Source organism: Deltaproteobacteria bacterium (assembly GCA_028818775.1).
GTDB lineage: Bacteria > Desulfobacterota > Binatia > UBA9968 > JAJDTQ01 > JAJDTQ01.
The window spans coordinates 1-26253 of the sequence record JAPPNE010000161.1; the positions used below are offsets into that span (position 1 = coordinate 1).

Consider the following 26253-nt stretch of genomic DNA (forward strand, 5'->3'; position numbering starts at 1 on the left):
AGATGGTGGCGTGGGGGCTCATCAACCCCTCGGTGCCGCCCGACCAGATGATCGGAACCTTCCGGGCGATGTCGTCCATGGTGAGCCCGGACTTCTCCGCGATCAGCAACTGGAAGCATTGCGTCGCCAGCGCACGGGTGTAGTCGTTGACGCCGCCGTTGCCTTCGGTCTTGCCGAGGATGGCCACCACGTGCTCGGCCCGGAACGCTCCCGCGTCCAGCAGCTTCCGCCCTTCCGACACGTCGTCGGGCGCCCCCATCCCTACCTTGAATGCGCTTACGTTCATGCGTTCACTCCTTGCCGGTTGTTTCGTGTAGTTTGCCTTTTCCGAACTGTCGAGCCAATGCGGTGACGGCCTGTTCCATGCATGCCAGGGGTGCCCGGGTGACCCCGGCGCCGATCTGGCCGACGCCGGCTTCGCGGTGGGCGATGCCGGTGTTGATGACCGGCGCGATGCCCGTGTCGACGCACTTGCGCACGTCGATGCCCGCGGGCGTCCCCTGGAAGTCCAGGACCGGCAAAGTCCAACCCGGGTTGCTTCCCAAGGTAATGTGTCCCATCTCGGCCGTGGCGCCCAGGGCGTCGGCGGCAGACCCGCCCACGAACTGCACGATGGCCGGGGACGCGGCCATGGCGAAGCCGCCGAGGCCGGCGGTCTCGGTGATGGCGCTGTCGCCCAGGTCCGGGGCGGCATCGTCCACGCTGTACCCCGCGAAGAAGAGTCCCTGGACCCGCGGCGCCGGGGTGGTGAACCAGGCGTCGCCGGTGCCGCTGACCCGGATACCGAATTCCACACCGTTGCGCGCCATGGCGGTGACCATGCTGCTGCCGGGAACCCCGTGGGCCGCGTCCAGCATGGCCTTGCACGCGGCCATGGAGAGGTTGAGGAAGAAATGGTCGTTGCCGGTGATGAAGCGCACGGTCTCGGCGAGGCGGTCCCGCGGCGCGCCGGTCTCCAGCAGCGAGGGCAAGAGCGCCCGGAGCAGCAGAGACGAGGCGGCGACGTTGCGGTTGTGGACCTCGTCGCCCATGTGCAGCGCCTGCGCCATCAGGGGCTTGAGCGGCAGCCCTTCGCGCCTTTCCAGCGCCGCCCTCAGGCTGGGCGCCAGCACGCTCTCCATCCACCGGAGCCGCTCCAGCACCTCCGCATCGTACGCACCCATGCGCAGCACCTTCCCCAGCCCTTCGTTCAGGTTGCAGTACGTGGTGCGGTCGTGCTCGGCGTCGCGCACGATCCACACCGGCATGGACGGGCTCGTCACCCCGGCCATGGGGCCGACGCAGGCGTGATGGTGGTTCGGCTCGAAGACGATCCCGCCGCCCGCCGCCAGCGCCCTGGCGCCGTCCGGGTCGTTCGCCCACCCCTCCAGCAGGATCGCCCCGGTCACGGCTCCCTGCATGGGGCCGCACATGTGTTCCCACGCCACCGGCGGGCCGGCGTGGAGGATCATGCGCTCACCCATTCCGGGGACGTCGTCCTTGGCCCTGCCGATGCCCTCCAGCACCGGCTGTGCCGCCAGGTACGCGGCGAACGCGCGGCCGTTGGCTTCCTCCACCTCCGGGAGGCCCACGAGGGAAGCCAAGGCCGCGCCGATGTCCCGGTCACCGCCGGCGGGCGGCCGCCAGTCGGTCCGTTGCACGGAGCCGCCGGCAGCGTCGACGGAGTCGGCGAAGACATCGAGCCCGACGTTAACCACCCGGAGCTCGTCGCGGAACAAACGCTCAATCATGGTTTCCCTGTCGCCCGCCGCGCGCGAGCTCGAGCGCGATCCGCGCGGCTTCCGCATTGCTGCGGCCCAGGACGACGCCCGCCGCGTGCAACGTGCGTTCCTGCCGCGAGGCGTCTTGCGGATCGTCCGGCGTCCCACACACGGAAGCGACGAAAGAGATGCTGCGCCCGGCCCGCTCCGCCGTGTGTCGTGCTTCCCGGATGACCGGCGCCAACGCCCCGGCGGGGTCGTCGTGAGCACCGTAACCCAGGACGACGTCGAGGACGATCACGGCCACCTCCGGGTCGTCCGCTTCGCCAAGGATGCGTTCGGCGCGCATCCGCGGATCGATCATCGGATGCGGGCGTCCCCGCGTGAGCCGGGCGTCGCCAAGGTCCACCACGGCGTGTCCCTGGCTCTTCCAGATATCATCCAGGGCGGGGGGCATGGAAGTATTGCTGTAGACCGGGTCCACCGCCTCACGCAGCACCATCACAGCCTCCGCGGCCAGCGTGCCGCCGCTGTAGAGCCCGCGGATGTACCGTTGGCCGGGTCCTCTGGCGGTACCAGTGCGCGGGTTCCTCTCTTTCATTCCGGTACCGTGACTCGGCGCCGCGTTCGGTGAGTAGGGCACCCCTTGGGACAGCGCCACCGCGCGGCCGGCGGCCTCTTCGAGGGTCCGCGCCGCGACGACGCCCGCCGCCCCGGTCTCCGGGTCCGCACCAAGAAAATTCACCACTACGGGCTTGCCGGCACGTCCGGCCCGCTCGACGACCAGCGCCGTCACCTCCGGGTCCGGGGGCTTGGAGACCACCACGATGACGCGCGTCTCCGGGTCTCGGGCCAGCGCTTCCAGCGCCTGCAGGGTGGAGAGGCCGCCCACGGCGCCGGAGAGGTCGCGCCCGCCGGTGCCGATTACCTGGGAGACGCCGCCGCCGTGCCGATGGATGAGGGTAGTCACTTCCTGGAGGCCGGTGCCGGAGGCGCCGACGCAGCCGATGTCGCCGCGTCGCACCACGTTGGCGAAACCCAGTGGCACGCCGTTGATGATGGCCGTGCCGCAGTCGGGACCCATCACCAGCAGCCCGTTGGCGCCGGCATACTCCTTGAGCGTCACCTCGTCCGCTTGGGCCACGCCGGCGCTGAACAGCATCACGTGGAGCCCCAGCCGCAAGGCCTTGAAGGCCTCGGCGGCCGCGTACTCGCCGGGCACGGAGATGAGCGCCAGGTTGGCCGACGCCTCCCGCAGACTCATGGCCAGGCTGCGCGGCAGAATGGCCTCCGTGCGTCCCACCCCGCGAGACGCCGGCGGCTCCCGGTTCAACTCTTCCGCAAGCCCGGCGAAGGCCGCCTCCAGGACACGGGTGTCCTCACCCCGGATCACCACCAGGATATCGTTGGCTCCCCCATCCGCCTCGCCGGCGAGGAGCCCCGCGTCGCGCAGCAGCTCCTGGTTCCCGTCCGTCGCCATCACCACGGCCGTGGCGTCAACGCCCGCGGTCTCCGACACTCGCGCCGATAGCTGCATGAGCGACAGGGAGTCGCGGTAGCAATTGCGGATAACTCGCGTCAGAGTGGTCATGGTTCGGATCGTCTAGAGCCAGCGCGTCCGGACACGGTATGGAACGCCGATCTCTTCCGTGGGGGTCGCCGGGGACTCTACTACGAAACCGGCGGAGGGTCCATTTCAGTTGGTTTTTCCTCGGATATCGCCGAAACTCCTCCTTCAAACCAAGCCATCCGGAGCAACCATGAGCGAACCATTCGATCTCTTGATACGGAGGGCGCGGCTGCGGCGCCGGCCGGGAGCACTGTATGACATCGCCGTGCGCGCGGGACGCATCGAGGTCATCGAGGAGTCGCCGGACCTGGAGGCCGCGGTGGTTCTGGACGCGGCCGGAGGCCTCGTCACCGAACCCTTCGTCAACCCCCACCTGCATCTCGACAAGGTGTACACCTTGAAGCGGCTGGACGAGGAGTCGTCGCTGCGCGCCTATCACGGCGAGGGGATGGGCAGCGCCATGAAAGCCATCGAGGCGGCGTCGCGGGTCAAGGAGTCCTACAGCCAGGACTGGATCGTCGAGAACGCCAGGCGGGCACTCCGCGCCGCCGCGCTCCACGGCAACACACACATCCGGGCGTTCGCCGACGTGGATACCAAGGCGCGCCTCGAAGGCGTCAAGGCGCTGCTCCAGGTCAAGGAGGAGTTCCGCGGCGTGGTGGAACTGCAGGTGGTGGCGTTTCCCCAGGACGGCGTCGTGCGCGAGCCCGGCGCCGCCGACCTGGTGCGGGAGGCGGTGGCCTTGGGCGCGGACGTGGTGGGCGGCATCCCGTGGATCGAGTACACGGACGCCGCGGCGGGCGAGCACGTGCGCCGGATGTTCGAGATCGCCGTCGCCAACGACAAGCCCGTTTCCATGCTCGTGGACGACGCCGGCGACCCCGGCCTGCGCACCCTGGAGATGATGGCCGTCCATGCCATCGAGAGCGGCTGGCAGGGACGTGTGCTCGCGCATCACGCCCGCGCCATGGCGCTCTACCCCGAGCCCTACTTCCAGAAGCTCGCGGCGCTCCTGCGGCAGGCCGGCATGCCCGTGGTCACCGACCCCCACACCGGCCCGCTCCACGCCCGCGTGCGCAAGCTCCTGGCTGCCGGCGTCCGCGTTTGCCTGGGCCAGGACGACGTCTCCGACGCCTACTACCCCTTCGGCCGCAACAACATGCTGGAAGTCGCGTTCCTCGCCTCGCATCTGCTGTGGATGACCACCGAGGACGACATGGAACAGCTCTACGACATGATCACCGTCGACGCCGCCCGCGCCATGGGGCTCGACAACGTGCGTCTGGAGGTCGGCGCTCCGGCCGACATGGTGGTGCTGGCGGCGCCGTCCGTGCTGGAAGCCCTGCGCGAACACCGGGCGCCGGTGCACGTGATACGGAACGGGAGGGCTGTGGAGACGTCGTGATCTCGCCGGATTGCTTCAGGCGACGAGCTTCTTCAGCAAGACCGCCGGCAACCGCTTCAACTCCTCACCACGCGGGTCGACCTCGAAACCACCGGACTCCAGCGCGGTGACGCCGAGCAGCGGCTGTGCGTCTTCTTCGCAGTAAACGACCGTCCCGCCCACGATCTCTCCCTCGAATTCGATCTCGGCGACCGTGATGTCCAAGACGGTGGATTTCCCGTCCGCAAGTACGTAGTCGCGTCGTCCCCTCGGTTGAAGTCCGATCTCTGCGAGGTGCCGCCTCGGCACCAGCGAGTCGAATGCTCCGGTGTCGACGAGGAATTTCCCAGTCCAGCTTCTTTGTCGGTCCGCGGGATTCCGGATGATGACGTCAACGTAGGTTGTACCCATTGATGATTCTCCTGTGAAACTTCCACGGGCAAGAGCTGTCCGGCCCGTTTGTCCGGACTGCACGTCTCCGGGGGAGTTATTCATAGCCTAAGCCTGATGCAGTCCGAAGTCCACTTTCGTAACGGGCGTCTGTACCGATATTGTGAATCAAATGTTCTACTATAATCATCCGGACCGTGATCTGCAATTGTTCCCTTGAAGCCCGTCGCCATGACCGGGACGGGAACTGGAACCTGTCGGGTATGCTTGACACCTGTCCTTTCCCAGTCCTATTTTGGGCGCCATACCAGTCTGGGCGCCATGCCAGTCATCGATACCGGCGGCGCTGTACGGTCTGTCATAGGGAGGTTCAAGCCGTGCCGATCCTGCAACGCGATGACATAGAGCTCTACTACGAGGTTACGGGCGAGGGCCGCCCCTTCGTCTTCATCAGTGAAACCGCCTGCGACGGCGAGGTGTGGAAGATGTACCCGGTGCCGGAGTTCTCCAGGGACCACCAGTGCATCACCTTCGACTACCGGGGCACGGGCCGCTCCGGCAAGCCGTCGATCAAGTACAGCACCGACATGTTCGCCGACGACATCGCCGCCATCATGGACCATGTGGGCGCGGAGGACGCCATTGTCTGCGGGCACTCCATGGGCGGCCGCGTGGCGCAGCTCCTGGCCCTGGACCACCCGGGGAAGGTGAGCAAGCTCATCCTGGCGTCCACCGGCGCGTCGTTCCCCGACACCAAGGGGATTCCCCTCAAGCTGGCCACGCAGATGGTGGAGATGGGTTACGAGCGCTACGTGAGCGACGGTTCCGTGGCCGTGGGCTTCACCGAGGCCTTCGCCCAGCAGTACCCGGAACGCGTCCAGGCCTACCTGGACGTGCGCATGGCCAACCCGTGCCCGCCCGAGTTTTACCTGCGCCACGTCATCGCGCGCCAGGAGCACGACACCAGCCACCGGCTGAAGGACATCACCGTTCCCACCCTGATCCTGGTAGGGGAGGACGACCGCAGCGTCACCAGCGACATGGACCACCGCACGTCGGCGGATATCCTGGCCAACGGCATCCCAGGCGCCCGCCTGGTGATCTTTCCCGGCGAGCGCCACAGCTACTTTTTCGCCAACCCGGACGCGTCGTTCAAGGCCATCCGGGACTTTCTGCAGCAGTGACGGAGGCCGCCGCGATCCGGCGCCCCGGCGGCGGCACGGACAACTACGCATGCTTCCCCGCCAGGCACTGGTCAAGACGGTCGGTGCCCTCATCATCGTATACGGAATGGATATGAAAACAGCCCGATAGGACACACGATAGACATTGAAAATATTCTATAAATGGTGAGAGGGCGCTACCTGCAGCTAATGGGCAATTGTCCGAGCAAGACCGCACGGGCATTAGGCCTGAGCCGGGGCAAATGGGGTCCCGCCGGGTCAGGTCGACAATGGCAGTATGAACGCAGCCGCTTCCATTCTCGCCATCGGTGATGTTCATCTCGGCACCGCCTGCTCGGGTGTGCCCGGCGCCATCTCCGCCTGGGGAGTGGACTTGGCGGAACTCACGCCGGCGGCGGCGCTCCGGCTATCCGTTGATTTCGCCATCGAGCAGCAACTCGACGCGGTCCTGTTCGCCGGCGACGTGGTCGAAAGCACCAACGCCGGATTCGAGGCAATGGTGCCGCTCGAGGAAAGCGTCGGGCGGTTGCTGGACGCCGGAATCGAGGTCATCGCCGTTGCCGGCAACCATGACGTCGGGGTATTGCCGCGGCTGGCGGCTCTGATCGACGGGTTCACCCTGCTGGGCGCCGGCGGCGAGTGGGAAGCAAGAACGATATCGAAGGACGGGTCTCCCGTCGCCCAGGTGGTCGGCTGGTCTTTCGGCGACCGGTACGTGCGCGAGAGTCCGGTGGCGCAGCTCCTCGGACAACCGCTTCGGACGCCCTCGCCCCTTGTCCCCAGGATCGGTCTGCTGCACGCGGACCTGGACGCCTCCGGCGGACACTACGCGCCCGTTACACGGGCCGAGCTTGACGGTACCGGCTACGACGCCTGGCTCCTGGGCCACATCCACAAGCCCTCCCTTGAGGGGCTGTCCATGTCAACCGGAACCCGGCCCTGCGGTTATCTCGGTTCGCTTGTCGGGCTCGACCCGTCGGAAACGGGTCCTCACGGGCCCTGGCTCCTGACGGTGTCGAGTGACGGCGGCATGGACGTCCGGCAAGTTCCCCTCGCACCGCTCCGATGGGAGCAGGTGGCCGTGTCGGTGGAAGGGCTCGAGCAGGTCGAGGACCTACCGGACAGGCTGTTGAGCAACGCGGAGGGACTTGTCCGCCAGCTTGGGGGAAAAGCCCCTCTTCCCCGTGCGCTCGGTCTGCGCGTGCGACTCACGGGGACAAGCGGCTGTCACGCGGAAATCCGGCGGTGGATCGCCGGCGGCGAGTGGATTTCGATGGGGCGGGTGGTGGACGGCACGGCGGTGTTCTTCAACAAGATCGTTGACTCGATGGAGTTGCGGCTGGACCTGGCGGAAATCGCGCTGGGCAATGATCCGGCCGCCCTGATGGCACAGCGGCTCCTGGTGCTCAGGGACGACGACGACCGGTCCAGGACGCTGCTCGACAAGGCGCGCGCTGCGTTGAGCGAGACCGCCCGGGAGGATGTCTGGTTGCCGGTTGGGGATCATCGCAATGCCACCGACCCTCTGTCGGACGATGCCCTGCGTGATCTCCTGTTCCGTTCGGGGCAGGCGGCGTTGCACGCCATCCTCGCCGGCCGCAAGGAAAGCGAGCCATCGTGAAGCTCAGGCGACTTGCCATAGACCGGCTGCCCGGAATCAACCAACCCTTCGAAATCGAAGCAGCGGGAGCAGGCTTTCACGTCGTATTCGGTCCGAACGGGATCGGCAAGTCGAGCATCTGCCGCGCCGTCGAGGGGTTGTACTGGGAAGACCGCGGTTCCTCGCGGCTCACGTCGGTGACCGGCGAATTCGAACTGGACGGAGAAACCTGGTGGGGCGAGCGCGAAGGGGCGCGTACGCGCTGGCAGCGAGGCGACGAAAGCAATGTTTCTCCGAGCCTGCCCCCTTCCCACAACTCTCGTTGCTTCTTTCTGAACCTCCGGGACCTGATCGATCCGTCCCGGGACGGCACCGCCGACATCGCCTCCGAAATCCAGCGGCAGATGTCCGGCGGATTCGACCTGGACAGGATCGCCGCGAACCTGTTCGCCGGTGTTGCCGCCCAACGCAGCCGCGGCGAACGGAACGATTTCAACCAGGCGGCGGAGAACGTCCAGCAGGCGGTGGGAAGGCACGCCGATCTCGTGCGGCGCGCGGATGAGCTCGATGAGTTGAAGACGCAACTCCACGACGCGGAAACCGCCACCCACCGGCTCGCTCTCGTCGAGCGTGCCGTCGGACTCGCGCGCCGCCGGGAAGAACTTGCCGGCATCATGGAGAGGATCAGGGCCTTGCCCGGCGCCTTGGCGACCCTGACCGGCAAGGAGGTCGAGGTGATCGAGCGGCCGCAGGCTCTGGTGGCCGGGTGGGCCGAACCGGGTCGTTCCCTCTAATGAGTGTTTATTGACGCCCGCGCGGCGCGCGGCGAGTCCGGACTCGCCGACTCCCTGGAACAAGCCGACCTCGCGGCCTGGCGCGAATACGCGGACGAGTTGGAACGTGTCGAAGTGGCGCTTGCGGCGGCAACAAGCGAGCACGGCGTGACCCGGGGCAAGCTTGCCGCGGCGTTGCACGCAATGGGCGGGGGCGATGTCGACAAGGTTGCACTGGCGTTGCCCCAGCATGGAGAACTGTTCGAGTTCCTGCGCGCGAGCCAGGCACATGCCGCGAGGTTCGGCGCCGTCCAGGAAAGACTGCGCCTGCTGGAGCGCGTCAAGGCACCGACGGACGGCCGGCGGGATATCGAGACGCTCCGGGCCGCGGCGGACGCTCTGCGTTCCTGGCTGCGCGTGGCCGAGCCCGACAGCCCGGCCGTCAGGGTCCGCGCCCGGTGGCCCTGGCTCGTGGCGGCTCTCATCGTGCTTTCCGCAAGCGTCGGACTGGCCGTGCTGGTAGACCCATCGCTGATCCAGCTCGCGACCGCGGGCGCCGCCATCGCGTTGGGGGTGTTGGTCCTGGGCAATCGGAGAACTTCCAGAGCCGGAAGAAATGCCGCGCGGGCTGAATTCGAGGACGTGGGCCTTGAAGAGCCTGAAGATTGGGATATTCCCTCCGTGAGGTCACGACTGCGCACCCTGGAGGACGAAACCGGAGAACTCGTGGCGTCCCTGCAGCGCGCGCGGGACCGTGAGGTGGAACGACAGACCCTCGAAGGGGAAATGGAGGGTCTGTCGGAACAACGACGCATCCTCGATGCCCGCAGACAGGAACTGAAAGACAGGCTCGGCCTGGATGCGCTCCCGCCCGATGCGGAACTGGTGGATTTCGCGCGGGCACTCGATCAACTCCGTATCAGCCGTGGCGACGACGAGGCCGCGGCGAGCAAGGTGCTCGGCCTCAAGAAGCGGCATGCCGCTCTCCTGGAGGAGCTGGCCGGTGTTCTGGAACATTACGGCGAAGCACGGCCCACAAGCGCCGCAACGGCGCGGGCGCGCCTCAACAATCTCGCGGACAGAAACTCGCGGCTGGTAAGGACGATCTCCGACGAACGGGCCGCGCGGCGCCAACTCCAGGAGAACTCGGCCGCCCGCGAAGAGGTGCTCGGTTCGATCAGGAAGATCTACTCCGAGGCGGGACTGACGGAAGGCGACCTGAGCGGCCTTATCGTGCTGCTCGGCTCGTTGCAGCGCTATCGCGAACTGAACAGCGAAAGAACAAGCCTCGAGGGCCAGATCGGTCTCGATCGTACGGAGTTGGAAAAGGCGGGCGAACCCGAATTGGCCGAATGCGACACTCTGTCCCTCGTTCCGCTCAAGGAAAGCTTGACGGCCCTGGCGATGAGAGCGGGGGGGCTGAGAAGCGAGATCGCCGAGATCACGGCCCGCGTCAGCGAGGCGAAGAGGGGCAGCGGCGTGCAGGACCTCATCGCGGTCCGTGAGGAATCCCGCGCGAGATTGCGGGACCTCCGCGACGAGGCGTTGTACGCGAACGCGGGCCGGTTTCTCATCGACGCCGTCGAAGAAGAATACGAGCAGACCCGGATGCCTCGCGTCTTCGAACGCGCCCGCGACCACTTCTCCGGGTTCACTTACCACAACTATGAACTACGGCTGGTCAACGACGAAGGGACGCCCCGCCTTGTAGCCGTCGAGTTGCGCAGCGGGGAAGCGCGGGAACTCGATGAACTGTCGGACGGTACCCGGGCGCAGTTGCTGTTGGCGGCGCGAGTCGCTTTCGCCGAGCAGGTGGAGCAGGGCGAGGTCCTGCCGTTGTTCCTCGACGAAGCGCTCGACCAGACCGACCCCGGGCGATTCGAGGCCATCGTTCGAAGCCTGGGGCGCGTGGCCAGAGACCAGGACCGCCAGATCTTCTACTTCACCAGCGACCCTCTTGACGTCGACCGGATTCGGGATGCTCTCGGCAAGGAGGACGGCGACATCGCCGGGTCCATCGATCTGGGCCGGATACGGACCAACACGGTCAGCGCGGGCGGGCCGCGGGCGCTGCACGTTGACCCGGCACCGCCGGTTCCAGCCCCCGAAGGGTTGTCGCCCGAGGAATATGGAGCGGTTCTGGGGGTGCCCGCGTTCCGTCCGGCTCACGGTTACGCGGAGCAACATTTCTTTTACGTCCTGTGGGACGATCCGGACCTGCTGCATGATCTTCTGTCCAACGGGATCGAGCGGGCGGGACAGTGGAAAACGGTTTTGGGCACTCCGCTCGCGGCAAGGCTGGGTTCCAATTCGGCGGCTCCGCCGGAGATCCCGTTGCGGCTGGACCTGCTCGAGGCCTTTTGCGCGTTGTGGAAACAGGGCAGGGGCCGGTCCATGGACCGTGACGCCCTCGAAGACAGCGGCGCCTTGAGCGAGCGGTTCCTGGATGAGGTGGCCTCCATCGCCCGGGAGCTTGACGGCAATCCGGAGAAGCTCGCCGCCGTGCTCGAGGAGCACAGGGACCCGCGTTTGCGAGGTTTCCGGAACAGCAGCGCGCGGGCGCTCCGGCGTTACATGATCGACAACGGCTATCTCGACGAACGCCCCGTTCTCGCCGAGGACGAATTGCAACTCCGTGCCCTGACCACCCCGGCGGCCAACGGATTGCCGGACGGGACCGCGAGGGCCCTCCTCAAGCGTTGGTGGGAATGGGCGCAGAAATTCTCCGGGCCAACAATTTACTGAAAAAACATCCTTTCCTTCTCCGTGGCTATCAATATTTTATTCAATTTCTCGTAAATTTGTTCTGGAGCGGGTACGCCCCGCAACGGAGAAGCGTCGAGAGTTGGATGACGAACGCGAAGCTACTGATTGTCGGGGACGCGGCATACCTTCAAGAACGCCTGCGAGGCTTGGGATACGCGGTGTGCGCCACGGTTCCGACCGCGCCCCGGGCCATTGAAGAAGCCGCCGGGATGGAGCCCGACCTGGCCTTGGTCGATCTCGGTCCGGAAGGCGGCGCCGACGGCCTGGAAGCGGCGGAGCAGATCGGAAACCGGCTCGACGTCCCGGTGGTGATTCTTGCCGACGGTGCGGACGACACCCAGGAAAGCCTGTTTCAGCGGGCCTGGACCGCCCCACCGTTCGGCTATGTCCTGAAGCCCTTCGAAGACCGGCAACTGCACTGGAACATCCAGGCCGCCCTTGCCCGGCATGAGAGAGAACGCCGGCACAGGGAGACCGAGACCGGATTGGAAGACGTCATCGCCGAACTGCGGGAGCGCACCGACATCCTGGAGAACGTTTTCAACAGCATGAGGGAGGGCGTGCTCGTCAACGATGCATCCGGCAGACGCCTGCTCGCCAACGCAAGCGCGCTGGAGGCCGCCGGACCCGAGGAATCGAGCGAGATGGAACGGTGGGCCGAACAGTACGGCATTTACCTTCCCGACGGGGAAACCCTCCTGCCGGTGGACCGGAACCCCATGGTGCGCGCCTTGCACGGCGAAACGACGGACTGGTGCGAGCTCTTCGTGCGCAACCCGCAGAGGCCGGAGGGGATGTACGTCGGCGTCAGCGCGCGGCCTCTGAAGAGAAAATACAAGGGGCTCCCGGCAGGCGTGGCGGTGTTTCAGGACATCACCGAATTCAAGGCGGCACAGGACCGGCTGCACGAGACCCTGAGCGATTTACGGAACCAGAGAGAGCTGATGGCGGCCACTTTCGACAGCATCCGGGATGGCGTCATGGTCTCCGACGACAGCGGCGGTTTCCTGTATGTCAATCCCGCCGCCAAGGAGATGCTCGGCGCGGCCTACGTCGCCAGGCGGGACGGCAAATGGTTGGAGAAGCCCACGCCGTACTTCTTTTATACCGACCGTGAGACCCCCATCAGGAACGAGGATCTGCCGCTTCCACGCGCCATTTTCCACGGCGAGTCCACGGACGACATGGACATATTCGTACCCCGTGAGGGCGACCGGCAGGGCCTTTTCCTCAGGGTGACCGGCAGGCCGCTCCTCAACGAGACCGGTGGAACACGCGGAGGCGTGATCACTTTTCACGATGTCACCAGGCAGGTACTCGCCGATGAAGCCCTGGCGCGAGCCTTCGCGCAAGGGCGGCTGGAAATAGTCGACACCATCCTCCACAACATCGGCAATGCCATCAACAGCGTCACCATCGGAATCGAGACCATTCACGGGATTGTCACGGACAACCGGCTCGTCCGCCGCCTCAACGCTCTTTCCGATGCCGTGAACGCGCATCGGGATGATTGGGCCGACTACATCGAGAACGACCCCCAAGGCCGTCAGGTGATACCGTTCATTTCCGCCCTCGCCGAGGACTTCGTCCGGGAGAACAAGAGGTTGACGGGGACCGTCCGCCGCGTCAGCGAAAGGGCGCGGCACATCGCCGACATCGTCCGCACCCAAAGAGCGCTCGGCAGTCCCGGTCTGAGCCGGAAGGATGTCAACGTCAAGGATGCGATCATGGACGCCGTCCGGGTACTGCAGGAATCGAGCCGGAAACGAACGACGAGCATAGACATCGACTGCGACAAGGCACCGGCGGAGATTCGGATCGACGAGAGTCAGTTCCACCAGATGATGGTCAATCTGATCAAGAATTCGATGGAAGCCATTGATCAGCTTGCCGCATCCGGCAGGCTCGAGGAGGAGCCTCGCATTCAGGTCCGAGCCTACGCTGAAGCGAATTTTCTCAACATCGACGTGATCGACAACGGCATCGGCACCACCGAGAAAGATACCCGAGCGTTCTTTGCCGCCGGTTATACCACGAAGGAAACCGGGACCGGGCTCGGTCTCCATTCGGCCGCGAATTTCGTCATCGGATCGGGCGGGCAGATTCGCCTGTTGAGTGACGGCATCGGCAGGGGCACAACCGCGCAGGTCAGGCTGAGAGCCCTCCCACCGGAGGGCTCCGCCCAGGCTGGTTCACGGTAGGGGTAACTGATGGAATTCAAGGATTACGGCAACAGGCGCGTCTTGATCGTCGACGACCAGAAGGAGATCCACGAGGACTTCATTGAAATGCTGGCCTCCGAACGCTCGACGGCGTCGACGGATGCGATGGCGGCCGCGTTCGTCGACGACGAAGAGCGATTTTCGCTGCCGGAGTTCGAGGTCCTCCACGCCAGGAGCGGAGAGCATGCCTTCGAGGTGGTGAAGGCCGGAAAGGAAAGAGACCGTCCCATCGCCGTGGCCTTTGTGGATATCCGAATGCCGCCGGGCATCGACGGCCTCGAAACCATACGCCGGATGAGGGAAGTCGACCGCGACATCGAGTTGGTCATCATGACCGCCTACACCGACAAGTCTCTGCCTGAAATCGTCCATGGCATGGATTTGATTCACAAGGTGCTCTACATCCGCAAGCCGTTTACGCGCGAGGAGGTCCAGCAGACCACGCTGTCACTGGTGGGAAAGTGGAACATCGAGCGGGAATTGGTCGAGCAACGGCGACAACTGGCCATCAACCATCAAAGGCTCGCGGCCGTGCTCGACGCCACCGGAGACGCCATGGCCATGTATGACCCCTCCGGATGCCTGGTGTTCGCCAACCAGGCCTGCGAGAAGGTATTCGACCTGACGGAGAGCGCGTTGAAGGATCTTTCGCCGGACGCCCTGGAGGAGCGGTTCCGGGAGCGGTTCCGGGAGCCGAGTCTGCCCGAACTGGAGGAAGGGTTCCTTTTCGAGGATGGCGGAAAGCTGGTGGAAGAAACCGCCGCGGGTCCGGTGCCGCATCAGCGGCTGTTCTACCGGACCACGGCGCCGGTGTATGACGCCGGCGACGCCATCGGCAGCCTGGTGGTGTACAGGGACGTGTCCAAAGACCTCGAGATGGAGCGGATGAAAGCCGAAGTGTTGCGCTTGCGCACCGAACTGGAGACGACGCACTCCTTTGACGGCATCATCGGCACCAGCCCTCCCATGCAGCAGGTGTACGCGCTGACGAAGCGCGCCGCGGAAAGCGATATCACGGTGCTAATTCGGGGCGAGAGCGGAACCGGCAAGGAACTGGTCGCAAAGTCGTTTCACTTTCACAGCTCGCGGAGCGCCGGGCCGTTTCTGGCCATCAATTGCGCCGCCATTCCCGAGACCCTCATCGAAAGCGAGTTGTTCGGCCATGAGCGGGGAGCCTTTACCGGGGCTACCGGGCGAAGAGCCGGCGCATTCGAGCGCGCCAAGGGGGGGACGATCTTCCTCGACGAGATCGGCGATATGCCGTCGGCTCTCTCGACGATGGAGCATCTTCCGACGTGGGCATTCGAGGCGAGGTTGGATACAACCTGGACGGTGGCTCCTTCCTCCGAACAATGCGGCCGTATGTCGGTTTGATTCGCCGTTCCGGCGACGGTTTCGTACGGCGAACCTTGGGGCTCGACCTTCGCGGCACGTCGAACTGGTTGATCAAGATCGAAGTCCACGACAGCGAACAATCACTCACGCCCGAGCTTTCTCTTCGTCACCGCTTCTGATTCTCCTGGTACCTGCTCTGTCTCCTCAATACTTCAGCCATGTTCTCGTGGGCCTTGCCATGATCGGGATTTAGCTCCAGGGCGCGGCGCAGGGCCTCCCCGGCCTCATCGAGCCGTCCGAGATCCAGGAGCGCACGGCCGCGAATGTCGTGTGCGTCGGCCAGTTCCGTGCGTGTCTCCAGCTTCTCCAGCGCGACCCGCGCGGCGGCCAGGGCATCCTCCGGGCGGTTCGCCTTGATCAGCGCGCGCGCCAGGTTGAGGTGAGCGTACCGGGCGTCGGGATTTTGAGAGACGACGTGGCCGAAGAACGCGGCGCCGTCCCGGTAGATGCCCGCCTGGGACCAGGTCATGACGCCAAGGACCGTCAGGATTGCGGCCACGAGGCAAGGCGCGGCCATCCGCAGCGATCCCGGCAGCCTGGCCGCGGCGACCGCGCCGCCACCGGCGAGCACGGCCATCACACCGATACCGGCAAGATACTGAAAGCGGTCGGCGACGAAAGCGTACCGCATGTAGTTGTGGTCCACGAAACCGAGCATGGGCGACAGCGCCACCGTGTAGAAGAGCAAACCGGCCAGAGGTCCCGGACCCCACCAGCGCCGGCCGAACCAAAGCGACATCGCCAGCGCGGCCGCGGCGAGGACATAGGCCCAGGCCAGCGGATCCCCGGCACGGATTTCCCAGAGCGGATAGATCACCGCCAGGTCCGTGGGCCACAGCAGCTTCCCGACATAGAACCACCAGGCGCGCGCCGCGATCAGCAACCGCTCCACCATCGAGTAGCCCAGCGAAAGCGGCACACGCGAGGCGTAGAGCAGGAAGTCGGCCATGGTGATGCACAGTCCCACCGCGAAGAACGGGACGAGACGCCGGAGATCCACAAGGGTCACTCCGTGCCGCTTCCAGCAGTGCCAGATCAACAGCGCCACGGGCAGGGTCACCACCACCGACTTGGACAAGAGCCCGGCGATGAACAGCGCCAACGCAAGGACATAACGTCCCCGCCCCGGCGCTTCCACGAACCGGATCCAGGCAACCGCCGCGGTCAGGTAGAACAGCGCCGACAGGAGGTCCTTGCGTTCGATGATCCATGCCACCGATTCGACCCGCAGGGGGTGCACCGCGAAGAGCGCGGCCACCGTCCAGGCCGCGGGCACGCCCAGGCGCAGCAGCAGGCGCCACACCAGCACGGAGTTGACCAGGTGCAGCAGCACGTTGACGACGTGATAGCCCAGCGGGGCAAAACCCCATAGCTTGTGCTCCAGCCAGAAGCTCGTATACACGACGGGCCAGTAATGATTTTCCAGGCCCATGGTCCAGGGCTGGAACCAGAGGCTCGAGAGGCCGGTCCACTTGCGAACCGCCGGCTCCTCGACCAGGACTATGTCGTCCCATACAAAGTCGCCCCAGAGCGCGGGGTAGTAGACGGCCGCCACCATGAGGCCCAGGGCGAGGAAGGCCGGCGCGTCGCGGCGCGAGAACGGAGATTCCATGAACTGTTTCCGTTATGGAAGATTTCGGCTAAATTGTGCATATCAATTTTGACCTTAAGCATGTCGTTTCCATAAATGACTCGCCACCGGGTCACCGGGTTCCCCGTACAGGGTCCGAAGAAGAGGAGGAGCCTTTTTGGGCCAGGCCAACGAATCACGGCGCGAGATCGAGGTGCTGCGGGAACGGATTTCCGCGCTCAGCGCGGCGATCCTGCGCATCAACGCGAGCCTCGACCTCACCACCGTGCTGCAGGAGGCGGTGGACAGCGCCTGCGCGCTCACCGCCGCCCGCTACGGCATCATCACCACCACCGACGAGGCGGGCGAGGTGCGCGAGTTCGTCACCTCGGGCTTCACCCCCGACGAGCAGCGCCAGTTCGTCGACTGGCCGGACGGCCCGAAGCTGTTCGCGCACTTCCGCGACCTCCCCGGGCCGATCCAGCTCACCGACCTCCCCGCCTTCGTCCGCGCCCTCGGCTTCTCCCCCGAGCTGATGCGCTCCAAGACCTTCCAGGGCACGCCGATGCGCCACCGGGACGTCCATGTCGGCAACTTCTTCCTCGCCGAGAAGGAGGGAGCACCCGCGTTCAGCGACCAGGACGAGGAGATCCTGCTTCTCTTCGCAAGCCAGGCCGCCACCGCCATTACCAATGCCCGCATCCACCACGACGAGCGCCAGACGCGGGCCGACCTGGAGGCCCTCATCGAGATCTCGCCGGTCGGCGTCGTTGTGTTCGATGCCCGGAGCGGCCGGCCGGCGTCGTTCAACCGCGAGGCGCGGCGGATCGTGGAGGGCCTGCGCACGGCGGGCCGCCCGATGGAGGAACTGCTGGACACGATCGCCTTCCGCCGCGCCGACGGGCGCGAGGTGTCCCTCAGCGAGTTCCCCATTACGGAACTGCTGAGCATCGGCGAGACGCTTCGCGGCGAGGAGGTCGAGTTCTCGGTGCCGGACGGGCGCAGCGTGCGCACGCTGATCAACTCGACCTCGATCCGTTCCGCGGACGGCGGCGTCGCCTCGGTCGTGGTCACCATGCAGGATCTGGCGCCGCTCGAGGAGCTGGAGCGGTTGCGCACGGAGTTCCTCAGTCTGGTGAGCCACGAGCTGCGCGTGCCGCTCACCGCCATCAAGGGCTCGACCGACACCCTGCTGGAGGAAGGGACCGACCTCGACCCGGCCGAGATGCGCGAGTTCCACCGCATCATCCACGAACAGACCGCGCACATGCGCGGCCTTATCGGCGACCTGCTCGATGCGGGGCGCATCGAGGCGGGAACTCTTTCGGTCTCGCCCGAGCCCTCCGAGGTGGCCGTCCTGGTGGACCGGGCGCGCAACACCTTCCTCTCCGGCGGCGGCCGCCACGCCGTGGTCATCGACCTGCCGCCGGACCTGCCCCGGGTGATGGCCGACCGGAGGCGCATCGTGCAGGTGCTGAACAACCTCGTGGCCAACGCTGCCCGGCACTCGCCGGAGGCCGCCCCGATCCGGGTCACGGCCGTGCGCGACGGCGCCCACGTCGCGGTCTCCGTGTCCGACGAGGGCCGGGGCATCGCGCCCGAACAGCTACCCCGTCTCTTCCGCAAGCACGCCGGTCCCGCCGCCGAGCGCCCGGTCTCCGACACCGGCCTCGGGCTCGTCATCTGCAAGGGGCTCGTGGAGGCGCACGGCGGGCGCATCCGCGCGGAGAGCGCCGGCGCCGGCCAGGGCAGCCGCTTCACCTTCACCCTGCCCCTGGTCGAGGACGCCCGGCGGAGCGAGCACGCGAACCCCGCCGCGCTGGTGGCCGGCCCGCCCCTGGAAGCGGGCGAGCCGGCCAGCGTCCTGGTCGTCGACGACGACCCCCAGACCCTGCGTTTCGTACGCGACGCCCTCACCAAGGCGGGCTACGCCGCGCTGGTGACGGGCGAGCACGAGGATCTCGCCCGGATCATCCGCACCGAGAAACCTTCCCTGGTCCTGCTCGACGTGCTGCTGCCCGGCACCGACGGCATCGCGCTGATGGAGAACACAACCGAACTCGCCGACCTGCCGGTCATATGCATCTCCGGCTACGGCCGCGACGAGCACATCGCCCGGGCCCTTGAAGCCGGCGCCGCGGACTACATCGTCAAGCCCTTCTCGGCCACCGAGCTCACGGCCCGGGTCGGCGCCGCGCTGCGCCGCGTCGCCCGGCCCGAGCCCTTCGCGCTCGGCGAGCTCGCCATCCACTACGAGGCGCGTCGCGTCACGGTGGCCGGGCGCGAGGTCGAGCTGACCGCGACGGAGTACGAGCTGCTGCGCGTGCTCTCGCTCAACGCGGGACGGGTCGTGAGCTACGATACCCTGCAACGCCAGGTCTGGAGCGGGAGCACGGGCGGCATAGACCTCGTGCGGAACTTCGTCAAGAAGCTCCGCGCCAAGCTCGGCGAAAACGCGGAGAACCCCACCTGGATCTTCAACGTGCGCGGCGTCGGCTACCGCATGCCCCACCCGTAACGGCCGCGGCCGAGGCTACTCCCGCGGCGGAAACTCGAACGTGACCTTGCCCTTGTCGTCGAGCACGAGCCAGGCGGCGAACTGCCGGCCGGATTTGGCGGAGACGAAACCCGGCAGCAGGTCGGTCTTGCCCTCGGTCAGGAGCTTGGCCATCTGGGCGCGGTCCAGCGGCTGCTCGAGGATGACCGTGCCGGACTTGAAGCGGCAGGGTTTCTGCTCCGCCTGGGACTTCTCGCACAGGTACTGCGACTGCCACTCGAAGACCCGCCCGCCGCAACGGGGGCACTTGCCCACGGGCTCCTGACCCGAGAAGTCGGCCTTGGCGGCTGGCTTGGCGGCGGTCCCGGCGGTCTTCTTAGGCGCCCGCGGCTCGAACTCGAACCCGACCTTGTCGTCCTTGATCACCAGGAACGCCTTGAAAGCGCGGCCGGTGCGCGCGGAAACGAAGCCCTGAAGGAGGTCGGTCCTGCCCTCGGCCAGGAGCTTCACCATCTGCTCCCGCGGCACCTCCTGGCGCAGGATGATCTTGCCGGAGCTGAACTCGCACGTGCGCGCGTCGCCCACCGCGTTCTCGCACACGTAGCGCATGGGCAGCTCGAACACGCGGCCGACGCAGCGCGGGCACTTGCCCAGGGGCTCCTGGCCGCTGAAGTCCGCCTGGGGCTCGGCCTCGCCGTCACCGTTGCGGGATTCGTTGCCGAAGTCGAAGGCGATCCTGTGCTCCGGCGACAGGTTCAGCACCGCGGCGAAGGGACGTCCCTGCCGGCTGCGGAAGCCTTGCAGCGGTCCGATCCGGCCCTCTCCGATGAGCGTCTCGATTTCCTCGGTGCTCAGCAGCCGCCCGGCGAGGATCCTGGGCAGGCTGAAGTCGCAGTTGACGCACTGGTAGTTGCGGTAGCGCTCGTGCACCTCGCCCTCGCACTTGGGGCACGGCACCGCGAGGGCGCCGAAGTCTCCCGGAATGGTGTCGTGCTCGTAGCGGCGCGCCCGGTCGACGATCTGCCGGGTCATCTCGGCGATCTCGCCCATGAACTCGTCGCGGCTCTTCTTGCCGCCCTGCATCTGGAAGAGCTGGTACTCCCAGTTGCCGGTGAGCTCGGGCTTGGTGAGCTCCCGCACACCCAGGCCGTTGAGCAGCTCCATGAGCATGAAGGCCTTGGGAGTGGCGTGCAGCTCCTTGCCGTCGCGGACGATGTAGTCCTCGTCGATGAGCCCTTCGATGATGGACGCGCGCGTGGCGGAGGTGCCCAGCCCCTTGCCGGCCATGGCCGCGCGCAGGTCTTCATCGGTCACCAGACGGCCGGCTCCTTCCATGGCCCCGAGCAGCGTGGCCTCGGTGAAGCGCGCGGGCGGGCGGGTCTGGTTCTGCTTGACCTCGACGTCCGTGGTTTCCACCGGCACGGCCCCGGCGTCCGCGCCTGTCGGGCCCGCGCCGTCCGCGCGCCCGTTCCCGCCGGTGTCCTTGGGACCTTCGTCGCCGGCGTTCTCGCCCGGGGCCGTGGCGCGCAGGGGCGCCAGCGTGGGCTCGTCGCCCTTCCGCGCGTTGTCCCGGCCGTGGACCTCGAGCCAGCCGGCCTTGACCAGGACCTTGCCGGTGGTGCGGAAGGGCTCACCTTCCACCCGGGTGATCCGCGTGGTCTCCAGGTACTCGGCGGCGGGGTAGAAGATCGCCAGGAAGCGCCGGGTGACGAGGTCGTAGATCCTCTGCTCCATGTCGTTGAGACGCTTGGGCGCCTCGGTGGTGGGGATGATGGCGAAGTGGTCCGACACCTTGGCGTTGTTGAAGATGCGCTTGTCGGGCCTGACCCAGTCCTGCTCCAGGATGTTGTCCGCGAAGGGCGCGTAGGTCGTGCCCTTGAGCATCCGCAGGGAGTCCTTCACCGTGCCCACGTAGTCCTCGGGCAGGGCACGCGAGTCGGTGCGCGGGTAGGTCAGCACCTTGTGGCGCTCGTACAGTGCCTGGGCGATCTGCACCGTGCGGTTGGCGCTCAGGCCGAAGCGCGCGTTGGCCTCCCGCTGGAGGCTCGTGAGGTCGAACAGCGGCGGCGGCGCCTGCCGGGTGGGCTTGCTCTCCTCGGTGGCGCCGCCGGCCTGGCCCAGGCACTTGTCGCGAATGGCCTCGGCCGCGGCCTCCTCCCAGATGCGCTCGGGCCGGGCGTTGGGCTCGCTCTCCTTCTTCCTGAACTTCTCGTCGAACCAGCGCCCATCGTACGCGCCGCCTTCCGCCTGGAACGTGGCCGTCACCTCCCAGTAGGGCTCGGGCCGGAAGTCGCGGATGGCGGCCTCGCGCTCCGCCACGATGGCCAGGGTAGGGGTCTGCACCCGCCCCACGGTGGTCTTGTAGAACCCGCCGGGCTTGGAGTTGAACGCGGTCATGGCGCGGGTGCCGTTGATGCCCACGATCCAGTCGGCCTCGGAGCGGCTCAGGGCGGCATCCGCCAGGGGCTGCATGTCGTGGTCCTCGCGGAGCTCGACGAAGCCGTTGCGGATGGCGTCGGGGGTCATGGACTGGAGCCACAGCCGCTTGATGGGCTTCTTGGCCTTGGCGTGGCGCACGATGTTGCGGAAGATCAGCTCGCCCTCGCGCCCCGCGTCGCAGGCGTTCACCAGGGCGTCCACGTCCCTGCGCTTGATCAGCTTGACCAGCGTCTTCAGCCGGGACGCGCTCTTCTGGATGGGCTTGAGGTCGAAGTAGGGTGGGATCACCGGCAGGTTGGCGAAGCTCCACTTGCCCTTCTTCGCCTCGACCCCTTCCGGCGGGATCTGCTCCAGCAGGTGGCCCACGGCGGACGACAGCACGTAGTCGTCGCTCTCGTAGTAGTCCTGGTGCCTCTTGAAGCCGCCCAGCGCTCTGGCCACGTCCGCGGCCACCGACGGCTTCTCCGCGATGATGAGCGCTTTACCCATGTTGTTTCCGCACTGTTGTCCGCACGATGGCAGGGAGCCCACGGCGTTCGCTTCCTCCCGCGCGTCCACCGTGAACAGTGCATATGTCTAATACAGGTATACCTGTCAAGCGGGCGGTAGCAAGCCGTTAGCGGTGGAGGGCTCTTCCGTGTCATAAGGATGGACAGGAGGACCGGACCCATGCCCAACGTCAAGCTGCCTACCGGCGTCGACCTCTACTACGAGACCCACGGCCAGGGAGAGCCGCTCATCTTCGTGCCCTCCACCGCCTACTCCGGCGAGGTGTGGAAGCCTTCCCAGATGCCGCTGGCGGACTCCCTGAACCTGATCTTCCACGACCCGCGCGGCTGCGGGCGCTCGGTGGCGCAGCAAAGCGTCTACACCATCGAGCTCATGGCCATGGACATCGTGGCGCTGATGGACCATATCGGCTGCCCGTCGGCCCACTTCATCGGCCACTCCATGGGCGGACGCATCGCGCTGTCCCTGGCGCAGAACTTTCCCGGCCGCGTCAAGAGCCTGATCATGGCCGCGGCCGGCTCGGGCACCGCGGGTCGCGCCGGCCCCGACTGCGTGCCCGGCCTGCCCTTCGAGTGGGTCCACGACATGGTGCGGCTGGGCTTCGAGAAGTTCGTCCGCGAGGAGATCGTGGACACCGACACCTTCTTCACCGACGCCTACCGGAAATCGCACCCGGCCGAGGTGGAGGCCTTCTACAAGCTCGCCTGGGAGACCCACGCCAAGCTGCCGGAGTTCATCCAACTGGTCATGGCGCGGCACAGCTTCGAGGGCACGCACCGGCTGGGCGACGTGCGCTGTCCCACCATGGTGCTGATCGGCGCCGGGGACACCGTGGGGAGCAACCACGTGGCCCAGGCCCAGGTGCTCAAGGACCGGATTCCGGGCGCGGAGCTGAAGGTCCTGGAAGGGCAGACCCACGGATTCTTCTGGGAGGACCCGGAAGGGACCAACGACGTCATCCTCTCCTGGGTGAAGCGCCATAGCTGAGCGCACCGCACCGCCCATGCCCGGTGAGGCCGCCCGGCCGTCTTTCTGGACGCGCACCTTCCTCCTGCTGTGCGCGTCGCAGTTCCTGGCCTACGGCCATCACGCGCTGCTGACGCCCACGCTGCCGCTCTACGTGGACCACCTGGGCGGCTCGCCCTTCACGGTGGGTCTGCTGCTGGCGGTCTTCAGCGGCAGCAGCATCCTCATCCGGCCGTTGCTGGGCACCTGGGTGGACACCCGCGGCGAGACCTTCGTGCTCAGCCTGAGCTGCATCGGTCTGTGCCTGACCGTGCTCATCTTCATCGTCCCCTACGTCGAGGGGGCGTTCACGGCCAACATTCTCCGGGGTTTTTCCTGGGCCGGCATCAACACCAGCGGCTACGCGTTCCTCGCGGCCGCCGTGACCGACGACCGGCGCGGCGAGGCCAGCGGCTACTACTCCGGCATCCAGGCCAGCTCCTCGGTGTTCTTCCCCACCGTGGCGCTGTGGATCATCGAGCTGCCGGCGGGCGGCTACGCCGGTGTGTTCGTGCTGTCGAGCGCCGTGGCGCTCCTCGGGGCCTTCCTCGCGCACGTGTGCGGGCGTGGCGTTGAGGGGCAGGCGGGAGGCCGGCCCGCGCGGGCCGCCAGGGTGCCGTTCCGCGACCGCACCTGGTTCGACCGCTCCATCGTGTTCATCGCGCTGCTGCTCTTCTGCCTGAACCTGCCCTGGTCCGGCCTGACCTCCTTCATCGTCCTCTACGCCCGGGAGGTGGGCATCGAGAGCCTGGGCTGGTACTTCGTGGCCATCGGCTGCGCCAGCCTCGTGGGGCGCCCGTTGCTGGGCCGCGTCTCCGACCGCATCGGCCGGGTACCGGCCGTGGTCGGCGCCTACCTCCTGGAAATGGCCGGCGTCGGGCTGGTCCTGCTGGCACGGGACGTGACCATGATGATGACCGCCGGGGTGCTCTTCTTCCTCGGCTACGCCATGGGCGTCTCCACCACCCTGGCCCTCGCCATGGAGCGCGCCGACCCGCGCCGCCGGGGAGTCGCCATGGCCACCTTCTCCATCGCCTTCCCGCTGGGCTCGGGCCTCGGCGCCGCCGTCGCCGGCGGCGTCATCGCGCTCGTCGGCTACCGCGGCATGTACATGAGCCTGATCGGCGTGCTGGTGCTTGGGCTGCTGCTGACGTTGGGCCGCAGGGCTGCGTTGGAGAAATGATGTTTGTTCATCGGAGCGGCCTTATGTTACCTTGTTGCCCCGACCTGGAGGCATGGCGTCTCTCGTGGTCAAAACTCTCAGAGGAGGTATGCATGTTTTCCAAGTTGTTCAAGAGAAAGAACGGGTCGCTCCGGCTCGTCTTCGGCGCCTTTGCGGCGGTGCTGGCGGCCTCGCTGATGGCCCCTGCGGGCGCGTGGGCGCAACGTTCGGACGCGGAACTCAAGAAACTCTTCGAGTCCAAGCCGGTGAACATCATCGTCGGCTCGGCGCCGGGCGGCGGCTACGACACGTTCTCCCGGATGGTCGCGCGGTATGTGGCCAACTACCTGCCGGGGAACCCGTCCTTCATCGTCCGGAACGTTCCGGGGGCAGGTCAGCTTCGCGGGCTGCGACGGGCCATGAAGGCCAAACCGGACGGGATGACCCTGGGCCTTCTGCATCCGCGGTTCGTCCAACGTGAGCTGGCCGGTACCGACGTGCCCGACTTCGACCTCAAGAAAGTGCGCGTGCTGGGCAGCCCGAGCGCGGGCGCCGTGCCGCGCATCTGGTGTGTGCGCCGCAGCATCGGCACCACCTACGCGGACCTGGTGAAGCGCGGCCAGCCCGTAACCAACGGCGGCAACGCGCCGGGCGCGGCCTTCGGCATCGGACCCCAGTTCGTGCAGGAGCTGGGCGGTCCCATCAAGATGGTCTACGGCTACGGCGGCACCTCCGAGATCATGGCCGCTTTCGATCGCGACGAGATGGAAGGCGTGGACCGTTGCGTCGAGGAGAACGTGCCGCGGCTGTTCCCGAAGTGGGTCACCGACAAGAAGGTGGCGCCCATCTTCTGGTGGGAAAAGGAGCCTTCCAAGGACTGGATCGGGAAGCTCGGAGCCACCAACGTGCCGCATCTTTTCGATGTCGTGAATCCCACCGAAGAGCAGAAGAACGCATTCCTCGTGGCTCAGCAGTTCAACACCTTCAGCCGGATCTTCGTGCTGCAGCCCGGGGTGCCGGATGACGTCTACAACGTGTGGAAGAAGGCCTTCGAGGCCACCACCAAGGATGCCGGGTTCCTGAAGGCCGCGGCGGTGGCGGGTCTGGATGTCGCGTTGGGTACCGCCGAGGACTTCAACGCGGGTCTCAAGCGCTACGAAACGCTGACGCCGAACGGCGAGAAGCTGCTGAAGGACCTCATGGGCATCAAGTAGTCCGGAGATCACTGGAAGCGGCGGACTATTCGTCGGCTTCACCCCCTCGGGGCAAAAGAAACGGCCATCCGTCACGCGGCGGATGGCCGTTTCCTCGTCAGGATTCACCCCAGAACAGCCTGAGCAGCGGCGGGTCGTGCCACGTGGCGTTGAGGAAGTTGTCGTAGACCCCCACGATCAGGGCCAGGAACAACAGCCCCAGGATCGTGGACCAGATCCACCCGGCGCGGCCGTAGACGAGCACGTAGAAGAAGACGCCCAGCGGGATGGCGATGTGGAATCCCACCAGCCAGATGGCGCCGTAGAGGGCCAGGATGTAGAGGCAGATGCGCGCGAAGCGCTGCCGTTCGCCCCGGGGGTCGGCGCCGGTGCGGAAGCCGAGGTCCATGATCTGCGCGGATGATGCTTCACGGGCGCTACGCACCAGGGCGAACAGCCGCAGGAACCAGAACGGCGTGCCCAGCCCGACGGCGATGCGCGGCATGAGGGCCGAGCCTTCGGGCCAGGAGAAGGACTCGACGAACATGTAGACGAAGAAGAAGCCGACCACGGCCAGCAGGATGATCTCGCCCATCACTTCCGTGGAGAAGCCGCGTCGCGCCGTCCCCGCGCTCTCCTTGCCGGCGCTCATTTGCCTGCCTTCTTCCATCATGCCTGCTCCGGTTCGGTCTCGTCCGCTTCCCTGGCGGATTCCTCCGCCGCCCTCTTGGCCCCCTGCTGCATGCGCAGGCTCACCACCATGACAAGGACCATCACCGCGATGATGGCCAGGAATTGCGGGCGCTGGAACATGGCCCAGCCGTAGCTGTTGGCCGAAAGCCACAGGTACTTCTCCACGATGTCGGCCAGCACCACCGCGATGAGGATCGGCG

The 26253-nt window shown here is 66.6% G+C and carries 18 protein-coding genes and 2 pseudogenes; 12 read left to right on the forward strand and 8 right to left on the reverse strand.

Annotation, left to right across the window (positions count from 1 at the left end; all coding sequences use genetic code 11):
* The 3 genes from OXU42_17430 to fdrA all read right to left on the reverse strand — a co-directional run.
* A partial coding sequence (locus OXU42_17430) for a cyanuric acid amidohydrolase (GenBank protein ID MDE0031171.1) occupies positions 1 to 286 on the reverse strand: 286 nt, incomplete at its 3' end.
* Positions 287 to 290: 4 nt separating this feature from the next.
* Complete coding sequence (locus OXU42_17435) at positions 291 to 1730, reverse strand: DUF1116 domain-containing protein (GenBank protein MDE0031172.1); 1440 nt, start codon at positions 1728 to 1730, stop codon at positions 291 to 293.
* The gene (gene fdrA / locus OXU42_17440; protein ID MDE0031173.1) at positions 1723 to 3291 is read right to left on the reverse strand and encodes an acyl-CoA synthetase FdrA; all 1569 of its coding nucleotides are present in this window, start codon (positions 3289 to 3291) and stop codon (positions 1723 to 1725) included. The genes OXU42_17435 and fdrA overlap by 8 nt, the downstream gene beginning before the upstream one ends.
* A 169-nt stretch (positions 3292 to 3460) precedes the next feature.
* On the opposite strand from fdrA, the gene OXU42_17445 reads away from it, so the two are divergent.
* The gene (locus tag OXU42_17445; protein MDE0031174.1) at positions 3461 to 4675 is read left to right on the forward strand and encodes an amidohydrolase family protein; all 1215 of its coding nucleotides are present in this window, start codon (positions 3461 to 3463) and stop codon (positions 4673 to 4675) included.
* Positions 4676 to 4690: 15 nt separating this feature from the next.
* On the opposite strand, the gene OXU42_17450 is transcribed toward OXU42_17445, so the two are convergent.
* On the reverse strand, positions 4691 to 5065 hold the full coding sequence (locus tag OXU42_17450) for a clan AA aspartic protease (GenBank protein MDE0031175.1): 375 nt from the start codon (positions 5063 to 5065) through the stop codon (positions 4691 to 4693).
* Positions 5066 to 5421: 356 nt separating this feature from the next.
* Here OXU42_17450 and OXU42_17455 point away from each other — a divergent pair, with 356 nt between their 5' ends.
* The 7 genes and pseudogenes from OXU42_17455 (at position 5422) to OXU42_17485 (ending at position 14852) form a co-directional block, all read left to right on the forward strand.
* Complete coding sequence (locus tag OXU42_17455) at positions 5422 to 6228, forward strand: alpha/beta fold hydrolase (GenBank protein MDE0031176.1); 807 nt, start codon at positions 5422 to 5424, stop codon at positions 6226 to 6228.
* A gap of 277 nt (positions 6229 to 6505) precedes the next feature.
* A complete protein-coding gene (locus OXU42_17460; protein ID MDE0031177.1) occupies positions 6506 to 7849 on the forward strand; it encodes a DNA repair exonuclease in 1344 nt (447 codons plus the stop codon).
* Positions 7846 to 8622 carry an AAA family ATPase gene (locus tag OXU42_17465; protein MDE0031178.1) on the forward strand — a complete coding sequence of 259 codons (777 nt, stop codon included), beginning with the start codon at positions 7846 to 7848 and terminating at the stop codon, positions 8620 to 8622. The genes OXU42_17460 and OXU42_17465 overlap by 4 nt, the downstream gene beginning before the upstream one ends.
* A gap of 3 nt (positions 8623 to 8625) precedes the next feature.
* Complete coding sequence (locus tag OXU42_17470) at positions 8626 to 11346, forward strand: hypothetical protein (protein ID MDE0031179.1); 2721 nt, start codon at positions 8626 to 8628, stop codon at positions 11344 to 11346.
* Entirely contained in the window at positions 11310 to 13568 is a 2259-nt protein-coding gene (locus OXU42_17475) for an ATP-binding protein (protein MDE0031180.1), read from the forward strand. Before OXU42_17470 ends, OXU42_17475 begins: the two co-directional genes overlap by 37 nt.
* 126 nt (positions 13569 to 13694) lie before the next feature.
* A pseudogene (locus OXU42_17480) lies at positions 13695 to 14015 on the forward strand (response regulator).
* A 519-nt stretch (positions 14016 to 14534) separates the two neighbouring features.
* Positions 14535 to 14852: pseudogene (locus OXU42_17485) on the forward strand (sigma-54 factor interaction domain-containing protein).
* A 238-nt stretch (positions 14853 to 15090) separates the two neighbouring features.
* Here OXU42_17485 and OXU42_17490 read toward each other — a convergent pair.
* Positions 15091 to 16596, reverse strand: a complete 1506-nt coding sequence (locus OXU42_17490) for a tetratricopeptide repeat protein (protein ID MDE0031181.1) — start codon at positions 16594 to 16596, stop codon at positions 15091 to 15093.
* A 136-nt stretch (positions 16597 to 16732) separates the two neighbouring features.
* Between OXU42_17490 and OXU42_17495 the strand changes: the two genes are divergently transcribed.
* Positions 16733 to 19072, forward strand: coding sequence for an ATP-binding protein (locus OXU42_17495; GenBank protein MDE0031182.1), 2340 nt, complete (start codon positions 16733 to 16735; stop codon positions 19070 to 19072).
* Positions 19073 to 19087: 15 nt separating this feature from the next.
* Here OXU42_17495 and OXU42_17500 read toward each other — a convergent pair whose 3' ends face one another.
* Positions 19088 to 21979: a DNA topoisomerase III gene (locus OXU42_17500; GenBank protein MDE0031183.1), complete on the reverse strand. Its 2892-nt coding sequence runs from the start codon at positions 21977 to 21979 to the stop codon at positions 19088 to 19090.
* A gap of 180 nt (positions 21980 to 22159) precedes the next feature.
* Between OXU42_17500 and OXU42_17505 the strand changes: the two genes are divergently transcribed.
* From OXU42_17505 to OXU42_17515, 3 genes are all read left to right on the forward strand, one after another.
* Positions 22160 to 22987, forward strand: coding sequence for an alpha/beta hydrolase (locus OXU42_17505; GenBank protein ID MDE0031184.1), 828 nt, complete (start codon positions 22160 to 22162; stop codon positions 22985 to 22987).
* 16 nt (positions 22988 to 23003) lie between these two features.
* Positions 23004 to 24188 (forward strand): MFS transporter, encoded by a 1185-nt coding sequence (locus OXU42_17510; GenBank protein ID MDE0031185.1) that lies wholly within the window; start codon positions 23004 to 23006, stop codon positions 24186 to 24188.
* Positions 24189 to 24280: 92 nt separating this feature from the next.
* Entirely contained in the window at positions 24281 to 25381 is a 1101-nt protein-coding gene (locus OXU42_17515; GenBank protein ID MDE0031186.1) for a hypothetical protein, read from the forward strand.
* A gap of 97 nt (positions 25382 to 25478) precedes the next feature.
* Here OXU42_17515 and OXU42_17520 read toward each other — a convergent pair whose 3' ends face one another.
* Positions 25479 to 26012: a hypothetical protein gene (locus OXU42_17520; GenBank protein ID MDE0031187.1), complete on the reverse strand. Its 534-nt coding sequence runs from the start codon at positions 26010 to 26012 to the stop codon at positions 25479 to 25481.
* Between the two features lie 17 nt (positions 26013 to 26029).
* The coding region (locus OXU42_17525) for a hypothetical protein (GenBank protein ID MDE0031188.1) at positions 26030 to 26253 on the reverse strand (224 nt) is incomplete at its 5' end.

Bases quoted from the DNA above. Each gene is read 5' to 3' on its own strand.
- OXU42_17435 (MDE0031172.1), bottom strand. From the start codon at position 1,730: ATGATTGAGCGTTTGTTCCGCGACGAGCTCCGGGTGGTTAACGTCGGG.
- fdrA (MDE0031173.1), bottom strand. From the start codon at position 3,291: ATGACCACTCTGACGCGAGTTATCCGCAATTGCTACCGCGACTCCCTG.
- OXU42_17445 (MDE0031174.1), top strand. From the start codon at position 3,461: ATGAGCGAACCATTCGATCTCTTGATACGGAGGGCGCGGCTGCGGCGC.
- OXU42_17450 (MDE0031175.1), bottom strand. From the start codon at position 5,065: ATGGGTACAACCTACGTTGACGTCATCATCCGGAATCCCGCGGACCGA.
- OXU42_17460 (MDE0031177.1), top strand. From the start codon at position 6,506: ATGAACGCAGCCGCTTCCATTCTCGCCATCGGTGATGTTCATCTCGGC.
- OXU42_17475 (MDE0031180.1), top strand. From the start codon at position 11,310: ATGGGCGCAGAAATTCTCCGGGCCAACAATTTACTGAAAAAACATCCT.
- OXU42_17490 (MDE0031181.1), bottom strand. From the start codon at position 16,596: ATGGAATCTCCGTTCTCGCGCCGCGACGCGCCGGCCTTCCTCGCCCTG.
- OXU42_17500 (MDE0031183.1), bottom strand. From the start codon at position 21,979: ATGGGTAAAGCGCTCATCATCGCGGAGAAGCCGTCGGTGGCCGCGGAC.
- OXU42_17505 (MDE0031184.1), top strand. From the start codon at position 22,160: ATGCCCAACGTCAAGCTGCCTACCGGCGTCGACCTCTACTACGAGACC.
- OXU42_17510 (MDE0031185.1), top strand. From the start codon at position 23,004: ATGCCCGGTGAGGCCGCCCGGCCGTCTTTCTGGACGCGCACCTTCCTC.
- OXU42_17515 (MDE0031186.1), top strand. From the start codon at position 24,281: ATGTTTTCCAAGTTGTTCAAGAGAAAGAACGGGTCGCTCCGGCTCGTC.
- OXU42_17520 (MDE0031187.1), bottom strand. From the start codon at position 26,012: ATGAGCGCCGGCAAGGAGAGCGCGGGGACGGCGCGACGCGGCTTCTCC.